General features: G+C 71.9%; 19 protein-coding genes and 5 tRNA genes. 15 read left to right on the top strand and 9 right to left on the bottom strand.

Features of this window, described 5'->3' with window-relative positions:
* From ACZ7RU_RS05925 to ACZ7RU_RS05945, 5 genes are all read right to left on the bottom strand, one after another.
* A complete protein-coding gene (locus tag ACZ7RU_RS05925; RefSeq protein WP_470339683.1) occupies window positions 1-3,342 on the bottom strand; it encodes a nitrate- and nitrite sensing domain-containing protein in 3,342 nt (1,113 codons plus the stop codon).
* Between the two features lie 415 nt (window positions 3,343-3,757).
* The gene (locus ACZ7RU_RS05930) at window positions 3,758-4,342 is read right to left on the bottom strand and encodes a GTP-binding protein (protein WP_380703124.1); all 585 of its coding nucleotides are present in this window, start codon (window positions 4,340-4,342) and stop codon (window positions 3,758-3,760) included.
* On the bottom strand, window positions 4,323-4,748 hold the full coding sequence (locus tag ACZ7RU_RS05935; protein WP_470339684.1) for a DUF742 domain-containing protein: 426 nt from the start codon (window positions 4,746-4,748) through the stop codon (window positions 4,323-4,325). The genes ACZ7RU_RS05930 and ACZ7RU_RS05935 overlap by 20 nt, the downstream gene beginning before the upstream one ends.
* Window positions 4,749-4,914: 166 nt before the next feature.
* Window positions 4,915-5,328, bottom strand: a complete 414-nt coding sequence (locus tag ACZ7RU_RS05940) for a roadblock/LC7 domain-containing protein (protein ID WP_470339773.1) — start codon at window positions 5,326-5,328, stop codon at window positions 4,915-4,917.
* A gap of 10 nt (window positions 5,329-5,338) precedes the next feature.
* Window positions 5,339-9,046: a nitrate- and nitrite sensing domain-containing protein gene (locus ACZ7RU_RS05945; RefSeq protein ID WP_470339685.1), complete on the bottom strand. Its 3,708-nt coding sequence runs from the start codon at window positions 9,044-9,046 to the stop codon at window positions 5,339-5,341.
* A gap of 638 nt (window positions 9,047-9,684) precedes the next feature.
* On the opposite strand from ACZ7RU_RS05945, the gene ACZ7RU_RS05950 reads away from it, so the two are divergent.
* The 12 genes from ACZ7RU_RS05950 to ACZ7RU_RS06005 all read left to right on the top strand — a co-directional run bounded on the left by ACZ7RU_RS05950 (window position 9,685) and on the right by ACZ7RU_RS06005 (window position 17,117).
* Window positions 9,685-9,903, top strand: coding sequence for a hypothetical protein (locus ACZ7RU_RS05950; RefSeq protein WP_360349040.1), 219 nt, complete (start codon window positions 9,685-9,687; stop codon window positions 9,901-9,903).
* 374 nt (window positions 9,904-10,277) lie between these two features.
* Window positions 10,278-11,078 carry a fumarylacetoacetate hydrolase family protein gene (locus tag ACZ7RU_RS05955; RefSeq protein WP_470339686.1) on the top strand — a complete coding sequence of 267 codons (801 nt, stop codon included), beginning with the start codon at window positions 10,278-10,280 and terminating at the stop codon, window positions 11,076-11,078.
* Window positions 11,079-11,139: 61 nt separating this feature from the next.
* Window positions 11,140-12,570: a glutamate--tRNA ligase gene (gene gltX, locus ACZ7RU_RS05960; RefSeq protein ID WP_470339774.1), complete on the top strand. Its 1,431-nt coding sequence runs from the start codon at window positions 11,140-11,142 to the stop codon at window positions 12,568-12,570.
* Between the two features lie 238 nt (window positions 12,571-12,808).
* Window positions 12,809-12,880, top strand: a tRNA-Gln gene (locus ACZ7RU_RS05965).
* A gap of 36 nt (window positions 12,881-12,916) precedes the next feature.
* A tRNA-Glu gene (locus tag ACZ7RU_RS05970) sits at window positions 12,917-12,989 on the top strand.
* Window positions 12,990-13,016: 27 nt separating this feature from the next.
* Window positions 13,017-13,089: transfer RNA gene (locus ACZ7RU_RS05975), tRNA-Glu, on the top strand.
* Between the two features lie 26 nt (window positions 13,090-13,115).
* Window positions 13,116-13,188, top strand: a tRNA-Glu gene (locus ACZ7RU_RS05980).
* Window positions 13,189-13,237: 49 nt separating this feature from the next.
* Window positions 13,238-13,312: transfer RNA gene (locus ACZ7RU_RS05985), tRNA-Gln, on the top strand.
* Between the two features lie 370 nt (window positions 13,313-13,682).
* Entirely contained in the window at window positions 13,683-15,107 is a 1,425-nt protein-coding gene (gene leuC, locus ACZ7RU_RS05990; RefSeq protein ID WP_470339687.1) for a 3-isopropylmalate dehydratase large subunit, read from the top strand.
* 3 nt (window positions 15,108-15,110) lie between these two features.
* Window positions 15,111-15,707, top strand: a complete 597-nt coding sequence (gene leuD, locus ACZ7RU_RS05995) for a 3-isopropylmalate dehydratase small subunit (protein ID WP_470339688.1) — start codon at window positions 15,111-15,113, stop codon at window positions 15,705-15,707.
* Between the two features lie 182 nt (window positions 15,708-15,889).
* The gene (locus ACZ7RU_RS06000) at window positions 15,890-16,237 is read left to right on the top strand and encodes an SCO5555 family protein (protein WP_470339689.1); all 348 of its coding nucleotides are present in this window, start codon (window positions 15,890-15,892) and stop codon (window positions 16,235-16,237) included.
* Window positions 16,238-16,370: 133 nt separating this feature from the next.
* A complete protein-coding gene (locus ACZ7RU_RS06005) occupies window positions 16,371-17,117 on the top strand; it encodes an HU family DNA-binding protein (RefSeq protein WP_470339690.1) in 747 nt (248 codons plus the stop codon).
* A gap of 173 nt (window positions 17,118-17,290) precedes the next feature.
* Here ACZ7RU_RS06005 and ACZ7RU_RS06010 read toward each other — a convergent pair whose 3' ends face one another.
* Window positions 17,291-17,512: a hypothetical protein gene (locus tag ACZ7RU_RS06010; RefSeq protein ID WP_189923473.1), complete on the bottom strand. Its 222-nt coding sequence runs from the start codon at window positions 17,510-17,512 to the stop codon at window positions 17,291-17,293.
* Window positions 17,513-17,610: 98 nt separating this feature from the next.
* Window positions 17,611-18,294, bottom strand: coding sequence for a 2-phospho-L-lactate guanylyltransferase (gene cofC, locus ACZ7RU_RS06015; RefSeq protein WP_470339691.1), 684 nt, complete (start codon window positions 18,292-18,294; stop codon window positions 17,611-17,613).
* Window positions 18,295-18,521: 227 nt separating this feature from the next.
* Between cofC and ACZ7RU_RS06020 the strand changes: the two genes are divergently transcribed.
* The 3 genes from ACZ7RU_RS06020 to ACZ7RU_RS06030 all read left to right on the top strand — a co-directional run bounded on the left by ACZ7RU_RS06020 (window position 18,522) and on the right by ACZ7RU_RS06030 (window position 21,597).
* Window positions 18,522-19,352, top strand: coding sequence for a lysophospholipid acyltransferase family protein (locus ACZ7RU_RS06020; RefSeq protein WP_470339692.1), 831 nt, complete (start codon window positions 18,522-18,524; stop codon window positions 19,350-19,352).
* Window positions 19,349-20,350 (top strand): NAD(P)H-dependent glycerol-3-phosphate dehydrogenase, encoded by a 1,002-nt coding sequence (locus ACZ7RU_RS06025; RefSeq protein ID WP_470339693.1) that lies wholly within the window; start codon window positions 19,349-19,351, stop codon window positions 20,348-20,350. Before ACZ7RU_RS06020 ends, ACZ7RU_RS06025 begins: the two co-directional genes overlap by 4 nt.
* 101 nt (window positions 20,351-20,451) lie before the next feature.
* Window positions 20,452-21,597 (top strand): D-alanine--D-alanine ligase family protein, encoded by a 1,146-nt coding sequence (locus tag ACZ7RU_RS06030; protein ID WP_470339694.1) that lies wholly within the window; start codon window positions 20,452-20,454, stop codon window positions 21,595-21,597.
* Between the two features lie 75 nt (window positions 21,598-21,672).
* On the opposite strand, the gene ACZ7RU_RS06035 is transcribed toward ACZ7RU_RS06030, so the two are convergent.
* Both ACZ7RU_RS06035 and ACZ7RU_RS06040 read right to left on the bottom strand, forming a co-directional pair.
* Entirely contained in the window at window positions 21,673-22,191 is a 519-nt protein-coding gene (locus ACZ7RU_RS06035) for a DUF3515 family protein (protein WP_470339695.1), read from the bottom strand.
* 51 nt (window positions 22,192-22,242) lie between these two features.
* On the bottom strand, window positions 22,243-22,476 hold the full coding sequence (locus tag ACZ7RU_RS06040) for an Lrp/AsnC family transcriptional regulator (RefSeq protein WP_387759322.1): 234 nt from the start codon (window positions 22,474-22,476) through the stop codon (window positions 22,243-22,245).
* Between the last annotated feature and the right edge of the window lie 120 nt (window positions 22,477-22,596).

Genomic DNA, 22,596 nt, shown 5'->3' on the forward strand with positions numbered 1-22,596 from the left:
TCAACGCTCCTGGTGGTTCGAGCCGCCGAAGAGATCGGTGCTCCGGTTCTGTCCGTTGCCGGACTGGTCTACCTGATCGGGGTCGATCCGGAAGCTTCCGGTGTTACCGGCGCTGCGGCCCTGCTCCACGCCGCGGCGCAGGTTGGTGAGGCGGCCACGGACCTCCTCCGGGCTGCGGGAGACCTGCGGCCCGTCCTGCGAGGTGGACTTGGCGTTGCCGGGCACCAGGTTCTGCTTGGGCACGCGGCGCGGCAGACCGGAGCCGGTGGTGCCGCCGGAGGTGGGCTCGCGCAGCTGCTCGGCCCGCTGCCAGTCGCCGTCGTTCGGCGACTGCCAGGGGCTGGCGGTCGGGCCGGTCGGGCCGTATCCGCCGAGCGAGGACACGTCGTGGCCGCGCTGGTTCGAAGGCGTCGAGGAGGTGTCCTTGGCGCCGGCGAACCAGTTCGGGCTGTCGCCGGCCGGGCTGCCGCCGGCCGGAGCGGCGGGGAGGCCGCCGCCGGCCAGCTGCTCGCCGGGGCGGCGCTGCGGCAGCCCGGACGGCAGGGTGGTGTGCGGCGCCTCGGCGGCGGGCAGCGCGGGCGGCTCCGGGGAGTACGGGTGGCCGGCCGGGGACTCCTCGGCGGGCCGACCGTACTGGTCGGCGTACTCGTCCTGCCGGTAGCCGCCCTGGTCGTAGCCGTACTGGTCGTCGGCGAACCCCTGCTGCTGGTCGTAGCCCTGCTGGGCGTACTGGTCGTAGCCGTCCTGGGCGTACTCGTCCTGCTGGTAGCCGCCCTGGTCGTAGCCGTACTGGTCGTCGGCGTAGCCCTGCTGCTGCTCGTAGCCCTGCGGGGCGTACTGGTCGTAGCCCTGCTGGTAGTCCTCCTCGACCTCGGCGTCCACCACCGGCGTGTGCGGGCCGCTCTCCAGGGCCGCGCGGCGGACCTGGTCGAGGCGCTGCGAGCGCTGGACGGCCTCCAGGGCCGGGCTGAACCCGCTGGAGCCGGCGTTGCCGGCGCCGGTGAGGTGGTCGTCGAAGCCGAGCTCGGCCGCGCTGCGGGCACGGGAGTCCGGCGCCCACTCGGCGGTCGGCTCCTGCTCGGCGAAGATCCGGGAGACGGTGAACTGCTCGTCGGGCTCCGGCGCCGGACCCGACTGGGTGACGAACGGCGGGAGCATGACCAGCGAGGTGGTGCCGGCGGACTCGCCGGAGGGGCGGAGCTGGACGCGGACGTCGTGCCGCTGGGACAGCCGGCCGACCACGAACAGGCCCATGCGGCGGGAGATGGTGGCGTCCACCGTGGGCGGCTCGGCCAGCTTCTCGTTGATCTCCGCGAAGTCCTCGGCGGTGAGGCCGATGCCCTTGTCGTGGATCTCGACCAGCACCCGGCCGTCCGGCAGGCGGGTGGCGTTGACCAGCACCCGGGTCTGCGGGCTGGAGAACGAGGTGGCGTTCTCCAGCAGCTCGGCGAGCAGGTGGACGAGGTCGGTCACGGCGGCGCCGACGACCTCGACCTCCGGGATGCCGGAGAGCTCGACGCGCTCGTACTGCTCCACCTCGGAGGCGGCGGCGCGGAGCACGTCGACCAGCGGGACCGGGGTGTTCCAGCGGCGGCCGGCCTCCTCGCCCGCGAGGACGAGGAGGTTCTCACCGTTGCGGCGCATGCGGGTGGCGAGGTGGTCCAGCTTGAAGAGGTTCTCCAGCTGGTCCGGGTCGGCCTCGTTGTTCTCCAGGTCGGTGATCAGCGCCAGCTGGCGCTGGATCAGGCTCTGGCTGCGGCGCGACAGGTTGGTGAAGATCGCGTTGACGTTCCCTCGCAGCAGGGCCTGCTCGGCGGCGAGCGCCACGGCCTGCTGGTGGACCTGGTCGAACGCCCGGGCGACCTCGCCGATCTCGTCCTTGCCGTGCAGCGGGATCGGGGTCACCGAGGTGTCGACCCGGTCGGGGTCGGTCTTGGAGAGCTTCTCGACCAGGTCCGGCAGGCGGTGGTCGGCGATCTCCAGGGCGGCGCTGCGCAGGGTGCGCATGCCGAGGATCATCGAGCGGGCCACGTAGCCGGTGAGCAGACCGGCCAGGATCAGCGCCGCGACGACGATGATCGTGTTGAGGATGGCGTCGTAGAGCGCGTTGTCCTTCAGGGCGCGGGAGTCGGTGAGGACGTCCTCCAGCAGCGCGACCTCGGTGTTCCGCAGGGCCTGGATGTGGGTGTTGGCGGCCTGGTTCCAGTTGTCCGGGGTCAGACCGGCGCTCTTCGCCTCGGCGAACGCGGCGTCGGCGGCGGCCTTGCCCTTCAGCTGGCCCTCCGAGGCGGCCTGGCTGTACGAGGCGGCCAGGGCCAGCAGGCCCTGCATGGTGGGCGCCGCGCCGTTGGGCATCTTGTAGGCCGAGCGCTCCTGGGAGGTGGCCAGGGCGACCTGCGCGTCCGAGTACTTCTTGGCGTCCTCGGGGGCGCTACCGGTCTTGAACTCGTTGAGGGAGACCTGCTCCAGCTTCTCCGCGAGCACGATCTGCTGGGTCGCGTCGACGTTCTCGTACCGGGTGGTGCCGTTCTGGGCGATGCCGACCAGCAGGCTCAGCATCAGCGAGCGCTGGGTCGAGGCGGACGCCTTGGCCAGCGACATCGCGTAGATCGCGCGGCCCTTGCTGGTGGCGTTGGTGGAGCCCAGGCCGACCGAGTTGTCGTAGGCCAGCAGCGGCGCGAACATCGTCGAATAGGCATTGGCGGTCGCGCTGATGAACAGCTCGGGTCCGTACGCGTTGGCCCGCAGGTGCGGCAGGTCGACGACCAGGGACTGGAAGGCGTCGTGGCGGCGGGGCAGCTCGCCGGACTTGTCGGAGGCCTCGTAGGCGGCGTTGTAGGCCTTCAGCGCGGCGTCGGTGTCGTTGCGGCGCTTGGTGACCTCGTTGTTCGGGTCCTGCTTGGTCAGCAGGGGTATGAGCGTCTTGTCGCGCTCGTTCTCCAGCGCCTCGGCGAGTTCGGTCGCCGCCTTGGCCAGCTCCGCGGTCTTCTCGGCGCGGGAGGCCTTGATGTAGCCGTCGACCGAGGTGTTCACGCGCAGACCGCCGAAGACGAGACTGATGATCACGGGGATCAGCAGGATCGCGATCAGGCGGGTCGGCACGCGCCAGTTGCGCGGGCGGAGGAAGTCGTACCGGCTGGAGCCGCCGTCGTCGCCCGACGAGCCGCCGCTGCGGGGCGTCGTGGGCGCGGGCCGGGGCCCGGCGGCCGGGACGGGGGTCGGGCCGCGTTCCTCGGTGGGAGTGAACGCGGAGAACCCGGCCGGGTCCCCCGGGGTACCGTTCGGCTCGCTCTGGCGGGGCTCGGAGCGCCGCTGCGGGGCGGGTTGCTGCTTACGCCTCACTCGACAACTACCTCTCGGCCGACTGCCGGCCATGGATCAATCCAGCGCTACCCCGGGGCTCCGATCTGGCCGCCGGACGGGCCGGCGCAGGAGACATCCAGGGGTAGCTGGAATTTCAGCACGTGCAGGGATGGGGGACAAACAGCCGCCGTCCGGCACCCGCGTCGGCACAATCCGGACAATCACCGACATGACGGAGCAAAACCGTGGTCACCTGGCGCTGAGTGGCGCTGTTTCGCCACGCTGAGTCATTGTTGATCACAAAATGCCTACCGAACTGTTATCCGCTGCTTATACACGGGTCTTGCGCGGGGCCCCCGGAGGACACCGGCCGGTAAGCGCCGCGGCCCCGGCGGCCCGTCGTCGGGACGGGCCGCCGGGGCTGTGCGGCTGCTCGTGGACCCGTGGTTCCCGTTCAGCGGAGTCGGGCGAGGAGGGCGTGTTCGACGAGGGTGATGAGGGCGCTCTTGGCGCTGTCGCGGCGGCGGGCGTCGAGGGTGATGACGGGGGTGTCGGCGCCGAGTTGGAGTGCTTCGCGGACTTCGTCGGGGGTGTGGGGCTGGTGTCCGTCGAAGCCGTTGAGGGCGACGACGAAGGGCAGTCCGCTGTTCTCGAAGTAGTCGAGGGCGGGGAAGCAGTCGGCGAGGCGGCGGGTGTCGACGAGGACGATGGCTCCGATGGCGCCGCGGACGAGGTCGTCCCACATGAACCAGAAGCGGTCCTGTCCGGGGGTGCCGAAGAGGTAGAGGATGAGGTCTTCGTCGAGGGTGATGCGGCCGAAGTCCATGGCGACGGTGGTGGTCGTCTTGCCGGAGACGTGGCTGAGGTCGTCGATGCCGGCGGAGGCCGAGGTCATGACGGCTTCGGTGCGCAGGGGGTTGATCTCGGAGACGGCGCCGACGAGCGTGGTCTTGCCGACGCCGAAGCCGCCCGCGACGACGATCTTCGCGGAGGTGGTGGCGCGGGTGGGGGCGGCCGCGTTAGAGCTTGCGAAGTCCACTGAGGACCCTTTCGAGCAGCGTGACATCGGGCGTTCCGCCCGACTCGCCCGCGGCGGCGGGCTGGTGGATGGCGACGAGACCGGCCTCGGCAAGGTCGGCGACGAGGATGCGGGCGACACCGAGCGGCACGCCTGCCAGTGCGGAGATCTCCGCGATGGACTTGACCTCGCGGCAGAGGCCGACGATCCGGGCGTGCTCGGGCAGCAGCCCGGTGGTCCGGTCGGCCGAGCCGGTGGTGGAGATCAGGGCCTCGATGGCGAGCTGGTACCGGGGACGGGTCCGGCCACCGGTCATCGCGTACGGGCGGACCAGCGGCTGCTGCTCGTAGCCGTCGGACTGCTGCCCGCCGTAGCCGCTGCCGTACCCGTTGCCGTACGAGCCGGCGGGTGTCGAGGGCGGGGTCATGGGTCCTCCTAGTGCTGCAGCCTTGAGCAGCCGGTTCCAGCTGGGGCGGTGCCAGCTGAGGCGGGATCAGCTGCCTGAGGGTAGCTGAGGGGGTCGCGCCGGGTCCGGTCGGGTCGGACCCGGCGAGGCAGGTGGGACGGGTGGGCGGATCCGCCCGGGGCCCGGCTCAGTGCAGGAGACTGCCCTGGAGTTCCGCGCGGAGAGCGGGGGTGAGGACGGCACCGGCGCGGTCGACGAGCAACGCCATCTCGTAACCCACCAGACCGATGTCGGAGTCCGGCGCGGCCAGGACGGCGAGTGACGAGCCGTCGCTGACGGCCATCAGGAACAGGAAGCCCCGTTCCATCTCGACCACGGTCTGGTTGACCTCGCCGCCCTCGAAGATCCGGCTCGCCCCGTTGGTCAGCGAGGTGAGGCCGGAGGCGACGGCGGCGAGCTGGTCGGCACGGTCCCGGGGGAAGCCCTCGGACATGCACAGCAGGAGGCCATCGGCGGAGACCACCACGGTGTGGGACACCCCGGGGGTGTTGTCCACGAAGTTGGTGACCAGCCAGTTCAGGTTCTGTGCGGCCTGGCTCATCTGGTTCAACTCAACGCTCCTGGTGATCTGCGCCGTTGCCGTCGCTCCGGCCACCGAAACTATCGAATCCGGGCTGCTGGGCACCATGCTGGAAGCCCGGCTGGTTGGCGGCCTGTTCGGCCCCGGCACGCCGGCCCTGCTGGATGCCGCGGCGCAGGTTGGTCAGCCGGCCGCGGACCTCCTCAGGGGCCCGGGAGACCTGCGGACCGGTCAGCGGCGAGGCCTCGGCGGTGCCGGAGACCAGGTTGGCCTGCGGGGTCCGCCGGGGCAGGCCCGACATGGTGACACCGCTGGTCGAGGGCTCGCGGACCTGCTCGGCCCGGCGCCAGCGCTCGTCGTTCGCGGACGGACGCCACGGTGCGTCGCCGGTACCCGGCTGCGGCTGGCCCTGCTGCTGCGGCTCCGGTTGGTGGGCCTGCGGCTGCTGGTGGGCCTGCTGCGGAGCCCGCTGCTCCGGGGCCGGCTGCTGGAACTCCGGCGCGGAGGTGCCCGGGCGGCGCGGCTGGTACGACTGCGGCCGCACCTGGTACTGGCCCTCGGCCTGCGGGTACCACGGCTGCTCACCGGCGCCCTGCGGACCGCCGGCCTCGGACGGGCCGGTCGGCAGCGCCATCGGCTCCTGGTGCGGCAGCGGCTGCCGCTGCTGCGGGGCCTGCTCCTGACGCACCGGCTCCGGACGCGGCGGGTTCGGCACGTTCGGCAGCACCGGCTCGACCAGGCCGAGGCCCAGCGGGTCGCGCGGGTCGATCTGGCTGGCCTCGAAGCGCGGGCGGGCGAACTGCTGGGTGCTCTCGACCGGCGCCGGTTCGGCCGACGGCAGCGGCTGGGGCTGCTGCTGGGCCTGCGGCGGCAGCGGCTGGGGCTGGCGGTCGCGCTGTGGGGCGTCCGGGCCGGGGCGCTGCGGACCGCGCGGGCCCTGGGCCGCGGGACGGCCGGGGGCGCCGGGGCCCTGCGGGGCCGGACGGCGCTGCGGCAGGCCGTCCTGCGGACGGTTGCCCGGACGGGCGCCCTGCTGCGGCGCGCCGGGACCACCGGGGCGGCCGTGCTGGGGCTGCTCGCCGGTCCGGGCACCCGGACCGCCGTCGAACCCGCCGGCGGGACGCGGCCGCTCCTGGCCGGGTCGGCCCGGCTGGGGCTGACCGGCCTGCGGCTGACCGGGCTGGCCGGGCTGCTGCTGACGGCCGCGGCGGGGCAGGCCGTTCGGGCCGCTCTGCGGCGGGCCCTGGCGGCCCGGGGCGCGCTGCGGCAGACCACCCTGCTGGGACTGCTGCGGAGCCTGCTGCTGGGGCTGCTGCTGCGGGGCCGGCTGCTGCTGCGGCTGGGCGGGCTTGCGGCCCTGGCCCTGCTGACCGCCGCCCTGCGGGACGACGGGGTTCTCCCGCAGCGACTTGCCGACCTGGCGGGTCGGCAGACCGCCGCCGGGCGCACCCGGGCCAGCCTGCGGACCGGAGGCGGCCGGACCGCCCTGGCCCGGACCGCCCTGACCGAGCTGCGGACGGCCGCCCTGCGGGGCACCGGCCGCCGGGCCCTGGCCGAGCGCGGCCTGACCGCCCTGGCGGCCGGCCGGCATCTGGCGCTGCTGGCGCGGCGTCGGGGCGGCCCCGCGCTGCTGCTTGCCCTGGGCGGAACCGGCCGGGCCGGAGCCGCGGCGGTCGCCGGAGTTGGTGACGTCCACCGGGAGCATGACCAGCGCGGTGGTGCCGCCGGAGTCGCTGGGGCGCAGCTGGATCCGGATGCCGTGGCGCAGCGACAGGCGGCCGACCACGAACAGGCCCATGCGGCGGGAGACGGAGACGTCCACCGTCGGCGGGTTGGCGAGGCGCTCGTTGATCTCGGCGAGGTCGTCGGGGCTCAGGCCGATGCCGGTGTCGTGGATCTCGACCAGCACGCGGCCGTCCGGCAGCGCGTGGCCGGTGACCCGGACGCGGGTCTGCGGGCTGGAGAACGAGGTGGCGTTCTCCAGCAGCTCGGCGAGCAGGTGGACGAGGTCGTTGACGACGCGGCCGGCGACCTCGGCCGACGGCACGGCGGCGAGTTCGATGCGCTCGTACTGCTCCACCTCGGAGGCGGCGGCGCGGAGCACGTCGACCAGCGGGACGGGACGGGTCCAGCGGCGGCCCGGGTCCTCACCGGCGAGGACGAGGAGGTTCTCGCCGTTGCGGCGCATGCGGGTCGCGAGGTGGTCCAGCTTGAAGAGGTTGGCCAGCTGGTCCGGGTCCGCCTCGCGGCTCTCCAACTCGGAGATGAGCGACAGCTGGCGCTGGATGAGGCCCTGGCTGCGGCGCGAGAGGTTGGTGAACATCGCGTTGATGTTGCCGCGCAGGAGGGCCTGCTCGGCGGCGAGGCGGACGGCCTCGCTGTGCACCATGTCGAACGCGTGGGCCACGTGGCCGATCTCGTCGGTGGAGTCGACGGCGACCGGCTCCACCGTGGTGTCGACGTCGTGCGGGTCGGCCTCGGAGAGGGTCTTGACCAGCTCGGGCAGACGGCGCTCGGCGACGTCCTCGGCCGCGGCCTGGAGGCGGGTCAGCGAGCGCACCATCGAGCGGGCGATCAGACCGGCGCCACCGAGGGCGACGAGCAGCACCAGGGCGACCGCGACACCGATGATCAGGGCGTCGGCGTCGGCCTGGGCCTGGAGGTCCTGGGCCTTGCCGTCCAGGTTCTCGATGAGCTTGGACTCGATCCGGCGCTCGGCGGTGATCTTGGCGCTGGCCTTCTCGAACCAGTCCTTGTAGCTGACCGCCTCGGTCTGGCGGATGCCGCTCTGGGTGAGGATCGTGGAGGCGTAGCGGTCGGCGTCGGCGACCACCGAGTTGTAGCTCAGCTGGCTGCGAAGGTTGTCCAGGTCGTGCGCGGTGTAGATGTTGTTGAAGCTCGCGATCGCGTTGTCGTACGAGCTGCGCAGACGGATACCGAAGGACTCGTCGCTGGGGCTGAGGTCGGGGGTCTTCGGGTTGGCGAGCGCGGCGCTGATCAGGGCCCGCTGCTGCGAGGTCGCGTTCTTCGCCAGCGAGAACTGCTGGAGCGCGCGGGTGGAGACGACCAGGTCCTTGTTGTTCGACGCGAGCGCGATGTCCTGGGTGATGGACAGCAGGTCGCGGATGATCACGTCGTAGGCGGTGATCGTCGACTGGATGTTCTGGTTGTTCTGGTACGGCAGGCTGCGGGTGTCCGCGATCGAGTTCAGGTCCTTGCGGATCTGGAGCAACAGCGCCTTGCCGCCGGACAGTTCGAGGTTCTCGAACTTGTCGGAGGACGCGGTGAAGGTGCGGCTCAGGTCGTCGGTGGACTTGCGCGCCGCGACGATGTCGTCGTCCAGCGGGGCGGTCGGGTCGTGGGTGATCGGGCCGGCGCTGATGTCGCGCTCGGTCTGGAGCGCGTCCGCGAGGTTGGTCGCCTTCTTGGCCAGGTCCGACAGGTTGGCCATCTGGGCGAGTTGCTGCGAGTTCTCCATCGAGCTCTGGATGCGCAGGCCACCGAGGACCAGCGAGACCATCACGGGGAGGGCGAGCAGCGCGATCAGACGGGTCCGGATGCGCCAGTTGCGCATCGCGAGCCGGTTCAGACCGGTGGCGCGGCGCCGGGTCAGGGACGTCCGGAGTTTGTCCCGGGCGGTCTTGCGCTCCTGGCCGTCCTCCTCCGGACGGCCGGGGGCCTCGGGTGTCACAGGCTCGGCCGGGCCGCCGGGGGCCGCCGCCTGTTGAGGGGCTGCCACAGGCTCACGCGACTCCGGGTTTCCCGCGGCGCCGCTACCCCTTTTGAAACGTCCCTGCACTGGCGTCGCAACCTCTGGACCGGGCGTCCCGCCGCGTCGCCACGGCCTGGACGGTGTCGAGTTTCCATCCGCACCCCGGCCGGTCCGGGAGAGCGGGCACCGGGGTGGACCACTCCCTACCCACGGTCCGTCGCATTCCAGCACAGCCGGGGAATCCCAACAAGGGCCGCAGGAACCAGGCCCCCGGCGCTACCGACCGCTTGCGCGATCTTACGGACTGTGCGGTAACCGGACCGGAATACCGCCCTTTTCGGACACTCGCCGGAGACATGCCAAGCGGGCCGGGGGTCGGGAAGAGTCACAGACCTTACGGAATGCCCCTTATCGGCGGAATGTCGGAAAATCCCGGTGCGGCGATATGTCGGATATCTGCGCTTTGCTCTGTATTTTGTGAGCAAAATCACAGCCCAATGTGTAGCTTTGGTCACGGTCTCTGTGGAATGAGATCTCGTAACCTGGCTGTCTCCGGAGCACGGCCCCGATCAGCCTGCCCAGAACCCCTCCGAATCAATCGGAATCCATCAGGCCGGTGCCGATCCGCCGCGATCAGCCCGGCCCATGACCACGAGGTGCTCTCGATGTCCCAGGCGAAGAACGCCACCAAGTCCACGCTGTCCTGCCGCCCCACGGCGAACCCGCGCCGGACGACGCTGGCCTCGGTCGAGGACTTCAGCAAGATCCCGGGCGCCCGCAAGCCCGAGGACGTCGTGACCTACGGCACCGAGCTGCCGGCCGCCACCGCCAACCCGCGCCGCACCCAGCTGATGGTGGCCCCGGTCGTCGTCGTGCGGGACTGACCCCGCAGCGTTCCACCGAGGGCGCCGTCGTCACACACCGGTGGCGGCGGCGCCCGCTGTGACTCGCCCGCTGTGACTCGCCCGCTCGCCTCCGGGGCGCTCCGGCCCGGTGCCGACGGTCGGCGCTCCCTCGCTCGTTCCTCGCTTCTCCCTCTCGGCACCGGCGCGGGGGTGTACCACGCCGCCCTCCGGGGCGCTGCGAGTGGGAGGGCGCGTATTCGCCCCGACCGTCCTGAACAGGGGCAAAGCGGTCAGCCGGGGCCCCACGCGATAGCCTGGAGGCCGATTGACGGGGCCGCGCCCACTGCGGGCGGCGCCCCCACCAGCGCCCGGGCGCGCCCCGGGCGGCCGACGAAGCGAGGGGTAGCCCAGCCGTGCGCATTGCCAGGTTTTCCGTCCGGGAAGGGAGCCCTGCCGCCGGCAGCGTCTCCTTCGGCGTGGTGGAGGGAGACCCTTCCCAGCCCGACTCGCTGGTCGTCCACGCGCTGGCCGGCCACCCGTTCGGCCAGCCCCAGCCCACCGGTGAGAGTTACCGCTTCCAGGACGTCCGGCTGCTCAGCCCGATGCTCCCGAACAAGATCGTGGCGGTCGGCCGCAACTACGCGGCGCACGCGGCGGAGCTGGGCAACGACGTCCCGGACGTCCCGCTCACCTTCTTCAAGCCGTCCACCTCGGTGATCGGCCCGACCGAGAGCATCGCCTACCCGCCGTTCTCCTCGGACGTCCACCACGAGGCGGAACTCGCCGTGGTGATCGGCCGGATGTGCCGCGAGGTGCCGCTGGACCGGGTGCCCGAGGTGATCCTCGGCTACACCTGCGCCAACGACGTCACCGCCCGGGACGTCCAGCAGCGCGAGGGCCAGTGGGCCCGGGCCAAGGGCTTCGACACGGCCTGCCCGCTGGGCCCGTGGATCGAGACCGACCTCGACCCGGGCGACCTCGCGATCACCTGCACGGTCAACGGCGAGCTCCGCCAGACCGGCCGCACCTCCCTGATGATCCGCTCGGTCGCCGAGCTGATCGTCCACATCTCCGAGGCCATGACGCTGCTGCCCGGCGACGTCATCCTCACCGGCACGCCCGCAGGGGTGGGCCCGCTCAACGTCGGCGACGAGGTCGCCGTCTCCATCGAAGGCATCGGCACTCTCACCAACAAGGTGATCAAGCGTGGCTAACACTGACCCGGCCGTCCGGGTTCGCTTCTGTCCGTCCCCGACCGGCAACCCCCACGTGGGGATGGTCCGCACGGCCCTCTTCAACTGGGCCTACGCCCGCCACAACGGCGGCACGCTGGTCTTCCGGATCGAGGACACCGACTCCGCCCGCGACTCCGAGGAGTCGTACGACCAGCTGCTCGACGCCATGAGCTGGCTCGGCCTGGACTGGGACGAGGGCCCGGAGGTCGGCGGGCCGCACGCGCCGTACCGCCAGTCGCAGCGGATGGACATCTACGCCGATGTCGCCCGCCGCCTCCACGAGGCCGGCCACGCCTACCACTGCTACTGCTCCACCGAGGAGCTGGACGCCCGCCGGGAGGCCGCCCGCGCGGCCGGCAAGCCCTCCGGCTACGACGGCCACTGCCGTGAGCTGACGGACGAGCAGGTGGCGGTCTACAAGCTGGAGAAGCGCGAGCCGATCCTGCGCTTCCGGATGCCCGACAAGACCATCAGCTTCGACGACCTGGTCCGCGGCACGCTCACCTTCGAGCCCGAGAACGTGCCGGACTACGGCATCGTCCGGGCCAACGGCGCCCCGCTGTACACCCTGGTCAACCCGGTGGACGACGCCCTGATGGGCATCACCCACGTGCTGCGCGGCGAGGACCTGCTGTCCTCCACCCCGCGGCAGATCGCGCTGTACGCCGCGCTCGCCGAGATCGGCGTCGGCAACGGCACCACCCCGCGCTTCGGCCACCTGCCGTACGTGATGGGGGAGGGCAACAAGAAGCTCTCCAAGCGCGACCCGCAGTCCTCGCTCAACATGTACCGCGAGCGCGGCTTCATCCGCGAGGGCCTGCTCAACTACCTGTCCCTGCTGGGCTGGTCGCTGACCGACGACCGCGACCTGTTCGACATGGACGAGATGGTCGCCGCCTTCGACGTCACCAAGGTGAACGCCAACCCGGCCCGCTTCGACCTGAAGAAGTGCGAGGCGATCAACGCCGAGCACGTCCGCCGGCTGGCCCCGGAGGACTTCGTCCGCCGCCTGGTGCCGTTCCTCCAGGGTGCCGAGCTGCTGCCGGCCGAGCCCACCGCCGAGCAGCTGGACCTGCTCGCCAAGGTGGCGCCGCTCACCCAGGAGCGGATGGTCGTGCTGAGCGAGATCGTGAACATGGCCGGCTTCCTGTTCGTGGCGCCGGAGAAGTTCGCCCTGGACCCGGACGACGCGGCCAAGGTGCTCACCGCGGACGCCCGCCCGGTGCTGGAGGCCAGCATCAAGGCGCTGGAGGAGCTCGCGGACTTCACCCCGGAGCCGATCCAGGCGGCGCTGCGGGAGGCGCTGGTGGACGGGCTGGGCATCAAGCCCAAGTTCGCCTTCACGCCGCTGCGGGTGGCCGTCACCGGCCGCCGGGTCTCCCCGCCGCTGTTCGAGTCCATGGAGCTGCTGGGACGCCCGGAGACGCTGCGCAGGCTGCGGGCCGCCCTGGACGCCCTGCCGGCCGCCTGAGCGGGCCGCCGAGCAGGCCGCGGGCCCGGCTTCGTGCCGGGCCCGCGGCGTACCCGGACGTCACCCGCGGGCCCCCCGGCCGCTGCCTGGGGTTATCGATTTTGGAGCCTGGGCCGACGTCGGGTAATGTTCTTTCTGCGCCGCCCGGGAGGGAACGGACGAGGGAGCGAAAGCCCCTCGGAAGGGACCGACCGAGAGGCGCAACGCCTGAGGAAGGCCCGCAGGGGCTCAACTCTGGTGGGGTATGGTGTAATTGGCAGCACGAGTGATTCTGGTTCATTTAGTCTAGGTTCGAGTCCTGGTACCCCAGCGCAGTACGTCAGTACGGCACACAAAAGAAGATCAAGCCCCCGTTGTGTAGCGGCCTAGCACGCTGCCCTCTCACGGCAGTAGCGCCGGTTCGAATCCGGTCGGGGGTACTGGTCCCGCAAGGGATCACCTGGAAAGCCCCCGTTGTGTAGCGGCCTAGCACGCTGCCCTCTCACGGCAGTAGCGCCGGTTCGAATCCGGTCGGGGGTACTGGTCCCGCAAGGGATCGCCAGGAAGCCCCCGTTGTGTAGCGGCCTAGCACGCTGCCCTCTCACGGCAGTAGCGCCGGTTCGAATCCGGTCGGGGGTACTTCAGAGCAGGAAGCCGGTGGGCTCGCCCATCGGCCCTTGCTTTGTGTTGGGGTATGGTGTAATTGGCAGCACGAGTGATTCTGGTTCATTTAGTCTAGGTTCGAGTCCTGGTACCCCAGCCAGAAAATGGAAAGACCCCGGTTCCGGGGTCTTTTTCGTTTTGCGTCGAAGGTCCTCGAAAGGGCCCCACCCGGTCGCGGGTGGGGCCCTTTCGGCGTTCCCGGGGCCTGCTGCGGGAGCGGTCGGCCGGGGGCCGGCGCCGTCCCCGCACTGCCCCTGCGCCGGCCCTTGCACCGCTCCTGCGCCGGCCCTTGCACCGCCCCCGCGCTGTCCATGCGCTAAGACTGCGGTCTCACTCCGCGAGACACAAGTTCAATCTCCGGCGAAAAGCGCCACCCTGGACGGGAGCGGCCCGGGAGTCTCAGGGCGGCGCACACGCTTTGACCTCGACACACGAGAAGGCCGGCAACGCGGCCGGCTGGAGGGAATCCGATGGGACGGACACTCGCAGAGAAGGTCTGGGACGACCACGTCGTGCGGCGTGCGGAGGGCGAACCCGACCTCCTCTTCATCGACCTGCACCTGCTCCACGAGGTCACCAGCCCGCAGGCCTTCGACGGGCTGCGGCTGGCCGGCCGCACGGTCCGCCGCACCGACCTGACGATCGCCACCGAGGACCACAACACCCCCACCCTGGACATCGACAAGCCGATCGCCGACCCGGTCTCCAAGGTGCAGCTGGAGACCCTGCGCAGGAACGCCGCCGAGTTCGGCGTCCGGATCCACTCGCTCGGCGACGTCGAGCAGGGCGTCGTGCACGTCGTCGGCCCCCAGCTCGGCCTGACCCAGCCCGGCATGACCGTGGTCTGCGGTGACTCCCACACCTCGACCCACGGCGCCTTCGGCGCGCTGGCGTTCGGCATCGGCACCAGCCAGGTCGAGCACGTGCTGGCCACCCAGACCCTGCCGCTGGCGCCGTTCCGGACGATGGCGGTCACCGTCGAGGGCGAACTGCCCGAGGGCGTCACCGCCAAGGACCTGATCCTGGCCGTCATCACGAAGATCGGCACCGGCGGCGGCCAGGGCTACGTCCTGGAGTACCGCGGTTCGGCGATCCGGAGCCTGTCCATGGAGGCCCGGATGACCGTCTGCAACATGTCGATCGAGGCCGGCGCCCGGGCCGGCATGATCGCCCCGGACGAGACCACCTTCGCGTACCTGGAGGGCCGCCCGCACGCCCCGAAGGGCGAGGACTGGGACGCCGCCGTCGCGTACTGGAAGACCCTGGGCACCGACGAGGACGCGGTCTTCGACCACGAGATCTTCATCGACGCGAGCGAGCTGACCCCGTTCGTCACCTGGGGCACCAACCCCGGCCAGGGTGCCCCGCTGGGCGCGAACGTGCCGGACCCGGCCTCCTTCGCCGACCCGCAGGAGCGCCTGGCCGCCGAGAACGCCCTGACGTACATGGGCCTGGAGGCCGGCACCCCGCTGCGCGAGGTGAAGGTCGACGCGGTCTTCGTCGGCTCCTGCACCAACGGCCGGATCGAGGACCTGCGGGCCGCCGCGGCCGTCGTGGAGGGCCGCCGGATCGCCGACGGCGTACGGATGCTGGTGGTCCCCGGGTCCGTCCGGGTCGCCCTCCAGGCCGTCGAGGAGGGCCTGGACAAGGTGTTCACCGCGGCCGGCGCCGAGTGGCGCCACGCGGGCTGCTCGATGTGCCTGGGCATGAACCCCGACCAGCTCGCCCCCGGGGAGCGCTGCGCCTCCACCTCGAACCGCAACTTCGAGGGCCGGCAGGGCAAGGGCGGCCGCACCCACCTGGTCTCCCCGCAGGTCGCCGCCGCGACCGCCGTCCTGGGCCGTCTCGCGGCCCCCGCCGACCTGACCGCCGACGTCGCTGCCGTGGAGGCCTGAGCCATGGAGAAGTTCACCACCCACACCGGCCGGGCCGTCCCGCTGCGCCGCAGCAACGTGGACACCGACCAGATCATCCCCGCCCACTGGCTCAAGAAGGTCACCCGATCCGGTTTCGAGGGCGGCCTGTTCGAGGCCTGGCGCAAGGACGAGTCGTTCATCCTCAACCGGCCCGAGCGGCAGGGCGCCACGGTCCTGGTGGCCGGCCCCGAGTTCGGTACCGGGTCCTCCCGGGAGCACGCCGTCTGGGCGCTCCAGAACTACGGCTTCCACGCGGTCATCTCGTCGCGCTTCGCCGACATCTTCCGGGGCAACTCCCTGAAGAACGGCCTGCTGACGGTCGTCCTGCCGCAGGAGACCGTCGAGCGGCTCTGGGTGATCACTGAGAGTGACCCCTCGGCCGAGATCACCGTCGACCTGGAGGCGCGCGAAGTGCGTGCCGAGGGCGTCACGGCGGCCTTCGAACTGGACGACAACGTCCGGTGGCGGCTGCTCAACGGCCTGGACGACATCAGCATCACGCTGCGGAACGAGGCCGACATCGCGGCCTTCGAGGCGACCCGTCCGGCGTTCAAGCCCCGTACTCTGCCCGTCCCCTGAGTTCCCTTCAGAACAAGCATTCTGACGATCCGCCGGATGGCCCGCGCCCCCCTCGGGGGGGCCGGGCCATCCGTCGTTCCGGAGCACGAGTTAGCGCCGGGGGCCGCCCCGGATTGCCCATTTGGCTTTGCGGAAGAGGGCCCCGCGCAAGTACAACTGCGGGTAGATGGCACAATCAGTACATGCACCGGCACCATGAACCTCCGTACGCGGGCGGCGAACCCGCGGCTGAGGACTCCATGGGCCGGCCATCCGAACGCCGAATTGACGATCGGCCGGACGTCACCTCCGCGCCAGCTGAGGGGCCGGACGACCAGGAAGTCGCAGCGCTCTACGCGCTCGTGGCCGAGCGGTTGAAGCAAGCTCACGACCGCGTGCATGCGCTGAACGTGTCTGCCGATGCAAAGACCGCTCTCACCCGTCAACTCCTCATCGTCACCGAGGCCGCCAAGCGCGATCTTCCGGAGGCGGCAAGGCGGTTGAGTCGCTTTGTACATGACCTCGACGAGGGGCCCCCGCCGCTCGACTGAGGTCGCCGACGCGCAAATCCATTGCGACACTAGGGTGATTCGCGCGTTTGGTAATTGAAAGTCCGCAGATACATACCTAACGTGCGAAAAGAACGGATGGAATCATCCGGCGCCCGTTTCCGAAGGGGAAGACGTGAACAAGGCTCAGCTTGTCGAAGCGGTGGCCGAGCAGCTGGGCGGTCGCAAGGCTGCCGCAGAGGCCGTCGACGCAGTGCTCGACACCATGGTCCGTGCCGTTGTGGCCGGTGACCGGGTTTCGGTCACCGGGTTCGGCACCTTCGAGAAGGTGGAGCGCTCCGCGCGCTTCGCCCGCAACCCGCAGACCGGCGAGCGGGTCAAGGTCAAGAAGACCTCGGTCCCGCGCTTCCGTCCCGGCCAGGGCTTCAAGGACCTGGTCAGCGGCAGCAAGAAGCTGCCGAAGGAAGGCCCCTCGGTGAAGAAGGCCCCCAAGGGCTCCCTCACCCCGGGCAAGAGCGGCGTCGCCGCCACCCCGGCCGCCAAGCGCGCCGCCACCAAGCGCTCCGCCGCTGCCGCCGCCGCTCCGGCCACCAAGAAGGCCGCCGCCAAGAAGACGGCGACCACGGCCGCCGCCAAGAAGACGGCCACCCCGGCCGCCGCCAAGAAGACCACGGCCACCGCCAAGAAGAGCGCCGCGAAGACCACGGCCGCGAAGACCACCGCCGCCAAGAAGACCACGGCGACCGCGACCAAGGCCGCCGCGACCAAGAAGACGGCCGCGGCGAAGAAGGCGACCACCACGGCCGCCGCCAAGAAGACCACGGCCACCGCCAAGAAGGCGACCGCCACGGCCAAGAAGACGGCGCCGGCGAAGAAGACCGCCACCCGCAAGACCACCGCGCGCAAGACCTCTGCCAAGTAAGGTCCCCGCGCGACCGTCCCAGGACGGCCTTCGGCACAGAGCCGCGGCACCCCCTCCCGTGAATTCACGGAGACCGGTCGCCGCGGCTCTTTCGATTTCCGGGCGCTTAGTCAGGATTCGACGGCGCGCGGCGGTGCGGGGGCGGGCCCGTACGGCGCGGCGCGGGTGGGCCGTCAGCCCTCGGCGGGATCGGGGAAGGTCTGCAGCGTCACGAAGACCACCCGGCGGGCCTCGCCGGCGCCCTCGGTGCGGATCCGCACCCGCTGGCCGGGGCGCAGCAGCCGCAGGCCCCCGGCGTCGAAGGCGGCCGCGTCGAACGGCACCGGGGTCCCGTCGTCGAGCAGCACGGAGCCGGCCCGGGTGGCGGGGTCGAAGGTGAACGCGGTGGCCTGCATGCGAGCAGCATAGCGAGCGGGCCGGTCCGGACCGGGGAGCAGGCCGAGGTCGGGCCGGGGCGGGCTCAGGACGCGCTCAGGACGAGTTCCGGACAGGCTCAGGACAGGCTCAGGCGGGCGAACAGCGTGCTGGTGTGCGGGCCGAGGCCGAGCGCCGCGGCCTCGTCGAGGTCCGTCCCGGTGTCCACGTCCCGGCGCACCGACTCCACGTCCGCGAGCCGCAGTTCGAGCGCCCCGCCGGCCGCGTGCCGGGCCCGCGAGCCGTCCCCGAAGGCGGGGGAGAGCGGGCGGCCCGGGGCGCAGGCGAGCAGGGTGGTGCCGAGGCCGGGGGAGTCCGCCAGGAAGGCCCGGCCGTCCGGGGGCACCGCGCCCAGCACCCGGGCCAGTTCGGCCGCGCGCAGCGCCGGGAGGTCCGCCGAGAGCGCCGCCAGCGGGGACCGCGGAGCCAGCGCCAGGGCGCTCGCGGCGCCGTGCGCCAGCGCCCGGTTGAGGCCGCCGCCGGGCTCGTCGGCGACCACCAGGGCGCCCAGCGCGGCCAGCCGGGCGCCGGCCGCGGCATCGCGGGTGACCACCAGGACCCGGTCGACGCCCGGGGTGGCCAGGGCGGCGGTGACGGTGTCGAGGGCGAAGGACAGTGCCAGGTCAGCCCGGTGCGGCCCGGCGTACGGGGCCAGTCTGCTCTTGGCCAGGGCGAGCGGCTTGAGCGGAAGCACCAGCGACCAGCCGGCCGTGGGTGCGGGGGGCGCGACGGGCCCGCTGGGGCGTACGGTGTCCTGGGTCATCGGCGTCATTGTGTCGCCGGTGCCGGAGCCCTCGCCAGGCCGTCCGAGCTGTGCGGACGTGCGTTTGATCACGCCCGCCGGGCGGGTTGGCGCGGTTGCTCGACAGCCGGTGAGCGGGCGGGCGACACTGTTCCGCGCCCGTGGCCCGGGCACCGTTCGACACGGTGCGCGGCGCCGGGACGCATGACCGCGGTAATCCGTGCCGCATCGGATGAGAAGGAGCTGGGGTGGCCCGCCGCTCGTACGCCAAGTTCGGCAACGCCGACTACGGCATCTGGTACCGCTTCGCGGCCGTGCTGGTGAAACCGGTGACAACCGCCCTGGTGAAGCCCGACTGGCGGGGCTGGGAGCACATTCCGAAGAACGGCGGCTTCATCGCCGCGGTGAACCACAATTCGATCATCGATCCGGTGATCTACGCGCACTGGCAGTACAACAGCGGACGTCCGCCGCGGATTCTCGGCAAGTCCTCGCTGTTCTCGATCCCCTTCATCGGATTCATGCTGCGCAAGACCGGCCAGATTCCGGTGTTCCGCGAGTCCACCGACGCCGCGCAGGCGTTCCGGGCCGCGATCGACGCGGTCAACGGCGGCCAGTGCGTGCAGTTCTACCCGGAGGGCACGCTCACCCGGGACCCGGACCTGTGGCCGATGACCGGCAAGAGCGGGGTCGCCCGGGTCGCGCTGATGACCGGTGCGCCGGTCATCCCGGTGGCGCACTGGGGCGCCCACGAGATCATCCCGCCGTACGGCCGGCCCGGTTTCGGGAAGGGCAGGTTCAACCTCTTCCCGCGGCACCGGGTCACGGTCGCGGCCGGGCCCGCGGTGGACCTGAGCAGGTACCGGGGGCAGGAGCTCACCGCCCAGGTGCTCGCCGACGCGACCGAGGACATCATGGCGGCGATCACCGCCGTGCTGGCCGAGGTCCGGGGCGAGGAGCCGCCGGCCGAGCGCTACGACATGCGCAGGGCCGCCCGGGAGCGGGCCGCCGCCGCGCTGGCCGAGCGCCGGCACGCCAAGGGCGAGCGGGGCAAGGGCACCGAGGAGGCCGGCAAGTGACCCGCTGCGCCGTGATGGGGACCGGCTCCTGGGGCACCGCGTTCGCGATGGTGCTCGCCGACGCGGGCTGCGAGGTCGTGCTGTGGGCCCGCCGCCAGGAGCTGGTGGACGCCGTCAACTCCACCCACGAGAACCCGGACTACCTGCCCGGCGTCCGGCTGCCCGACACCGTGCGGGCCACCACCGACGCCGCCGAGGCGCTGGCCGGCGCCGACTTCGCGGTGCTGGTGGTGCCCTCGCAGACGCTGCGCGACAACCTGGCCGCCTGGACGCCGCTGATCGAGCCGCAGACCGTGCTGGTGAGCCTGATGAAGGGCATCGAACTCGGCACCGCCAAGCGGATGAGCGAGGTGATCGACGAGGTCACCGGGGTCGGTCCGGAGCGCGTCGCGGTGGTCAGCGGGCCCAACCTGGCCAAGGAGATCGCCAACCGGCAGCCCGCGGCCAGCGTGGTCGCCTGCTCGGACGAGGCGGTCGCCAAGCGGCTCCAGGCGGCCTGCCACACGCCGTACTTCCGGCCGTACACCAACACCGACGTGGTGGGCTGCGAACTCGGCGGCGCGGTCAAGAACGTGATCGGCCTGGCGGTCGGCATGGCGGCCGGCATGGGGCTCGGCGACAACACCAAGGCGACCCTGATCACCCGCGGGCTGGCCGAGACCACCCGGCTCGGCGAGGTGCTGGGCGCGGACCCGCACACCTTCGCGGGCCTCGCCGGGATGGGCGACCTGGTGGCCACCTGCTCCTCGCCGCTGTCGCGCAACAACACCTTCGGCATGAACCTGGGCCGGGGCATGTCGCTGGCGGAGACCATCGCGGCCACCCGGCAGACCGCCGAGGGCGTCAAGTCCTGCGAGTCGGTGCTGGACCTGGCCCGGCGCAGCGGGGTCGACATGCCGATCGTCGAGGCCGTGGTGGACGTGGTGCACAACGGGCGGCCGACCCAGGAGGTGCTGCGGGCGCTGATGTCGCGTTCGGCGAAGGCGGAGCGGCGCTGAGTCCGGCGGGTCGCGGGCCGACCGGACCGGGCGGCGCACGGCCGGTTGCCCGGCGCCGCTGACTTTCCGGAAACATCCCGCACGGTAGTCTCAAACCCGATATGAGCATCGAACAGACCTCCCCGAACCGGCCTGACCGGAAGCCGCGCGTCGCGCTGGTCTTCGGCGGGCGCAGCTCCGAGCACGCGATCTCGGTCTCCACCGCGGGCAGTGTGCTCAGGGCGATCGACCGCGACAAGTACGACGTGCTGCCGATCGGCATCACGCACGAGGGCCGCTGGGCGCTGACCAGCGACGAGCCGGCCCGGATGGCCATCACCGACGGCAGGCTGCCGGACGTGGCGCACGTCGCCGAGGGCGTCGACGGCCAGGTCGCGCTGCCGGTCGCCCCGGGCAACCGCGAGGTGGTCCTGACCGAGCCGGGCAGCGCCCCCAAGGCGCTCGGCGAGGTCGACGTGGTGTTCCCGCTGCTGCACGGCCCGTGGGGCGAGGACGGCACGCTCCAGGGCCTGCTGGAGCTCTCCGGCGTCCCGTACGTCGGCAACGGCGTGCTGGCCAGCGCGGCCGGCATGGACAAGGAGTTCGCCAAGCGGATCCTGGCCTCGCACGGTCTGGACGTCGGCCGCTACACCATCGTGCGACCGCGCGAGTGGGAGTCCGAGGCGGGCCGCGCGGCGGTGCGCGAGCGGGCCGCCGAGCTGGGCCTGCCGCTGTTCGTGAAGCCCTGCCGGGCCGGCTCCAGCATCGGCATCACCAAGGTGAAGGACCTGGCCGACCTCGACGCCGCGATCGAGGAGGCCCGTCGGCACGACCCCAAGCTGATCATCGAGGCGGGCGTCACCGGCCGCGAGATCGAGTGCGGGGTGCTGGAGTTCGAGGACGGCCCGCGGGCCAGCGTGGCCGGCGAGATCCTGGTCGGCGACGGCTTCGACTTCTACGACTTCGAGGCCAAGTACATCGACTCCTCGGACGTGAGGATCCCCGCGGACCTGACCGCCGGGGAGCTCGCCGAGATCCAGCGCCAGGCGGTCGAGGCCTTCGAGGCGCTCGGCTGCGAGGGCCTGGCCCGGGTGGACTTCTTCCTGCTGGAGGACGGCACCTGGATGATCAACGAGATCAACACCATGCCCGGCTTCACCCCGATCTCGGCCTACCCGAAGATGTGGGAGGCCAGCGGCGTCTCGTACCCGGAACTGATCGACCGGCTGCTCGGGACGGCGCTGCGGCGCTCGACCGGACTGCGCTGACGGGCACTGCGACGGAGGGCGGGCCGGGAAGCTCCCGGCCCGCCCTCGGTACGTCGCCGGTGGCCGACGCCCGGCTCAGCCAGGGACGTTGGCCTTGACCGCGCCGCTCAGGGCGGCCGCCGGATCGAAGGGGTTCCGCGCGGCCCCGGCCGGGACGGTCACCTCGACGTAGGCGGCACGCATGGTCGTCACGAAGCGGTAGCCGCCGTCGGCGAGCTTCTGCGACCACCAGGTGACGTCGTCGACGCTCGGGGACCAGTCCGCGGCGTGGTCGCCGTCCAGCTCCTCCGGCCGGTCGATGCCGCAGCGCAGCACCGTCCGGGGCGAACCGCCCCAGGCGGCCACGTACGGCGAGGCGGGCGACGGGTCCCGGCGGGCCTGCCCGAGCAGTTCGGCGGGCAGCGCGGCGGCGAGCGCCCGGCAGTACCCGGCCGCCCGGCCGCTCGGCCGCGGGACCTCGACCTTCGGGTCGGCCGGGCCCCAGCTGCCGAGCAGCACCACGACCGTGCAGGTCAGCGCGACGGGCAGGGCCAGCCAGCGGACCGGGGCCGGCAGGGCGGTGAGCGCCTTGGGGACGCGCAGTTCTCTGGCCACCCGCCGATGGTAACCGGGGCCCTGGCGCCCGGGACTTACCGGTGCGCCGACTCAGAGGTGCACCACGGGGCAGGTGAGGGTGCGGGTGATGCCCTCGACCTTCTGGACCCGGGCCACCACCATGCGGCCCAGCTCGTCCACCGTCTCGGCCTCGGCCTTGACGATCACGTCGTAGGGACCGGTGACGTCCTCGGCGCTGAGCACGCCGGGGATCTCGGAGATGGTCCGGGCCACGGCGGTGGCCTTCCCGACCTCGGTCTGGATCAGGATGTATGCCTGTACCACGGGGACCTCCCGGCGGGCGGTTAGGGGATCGCCGCCGTGATCGCCCGGGTCAGGCGCGTGGGTGGGACGGGCTCACCGGCAGTCTGATCACCACGCTACCGCGCAGCGGGCCGGGGAGGG

Source organism: Kitasatospora sp. NPDC114501 (assembly GCF_055633695.1).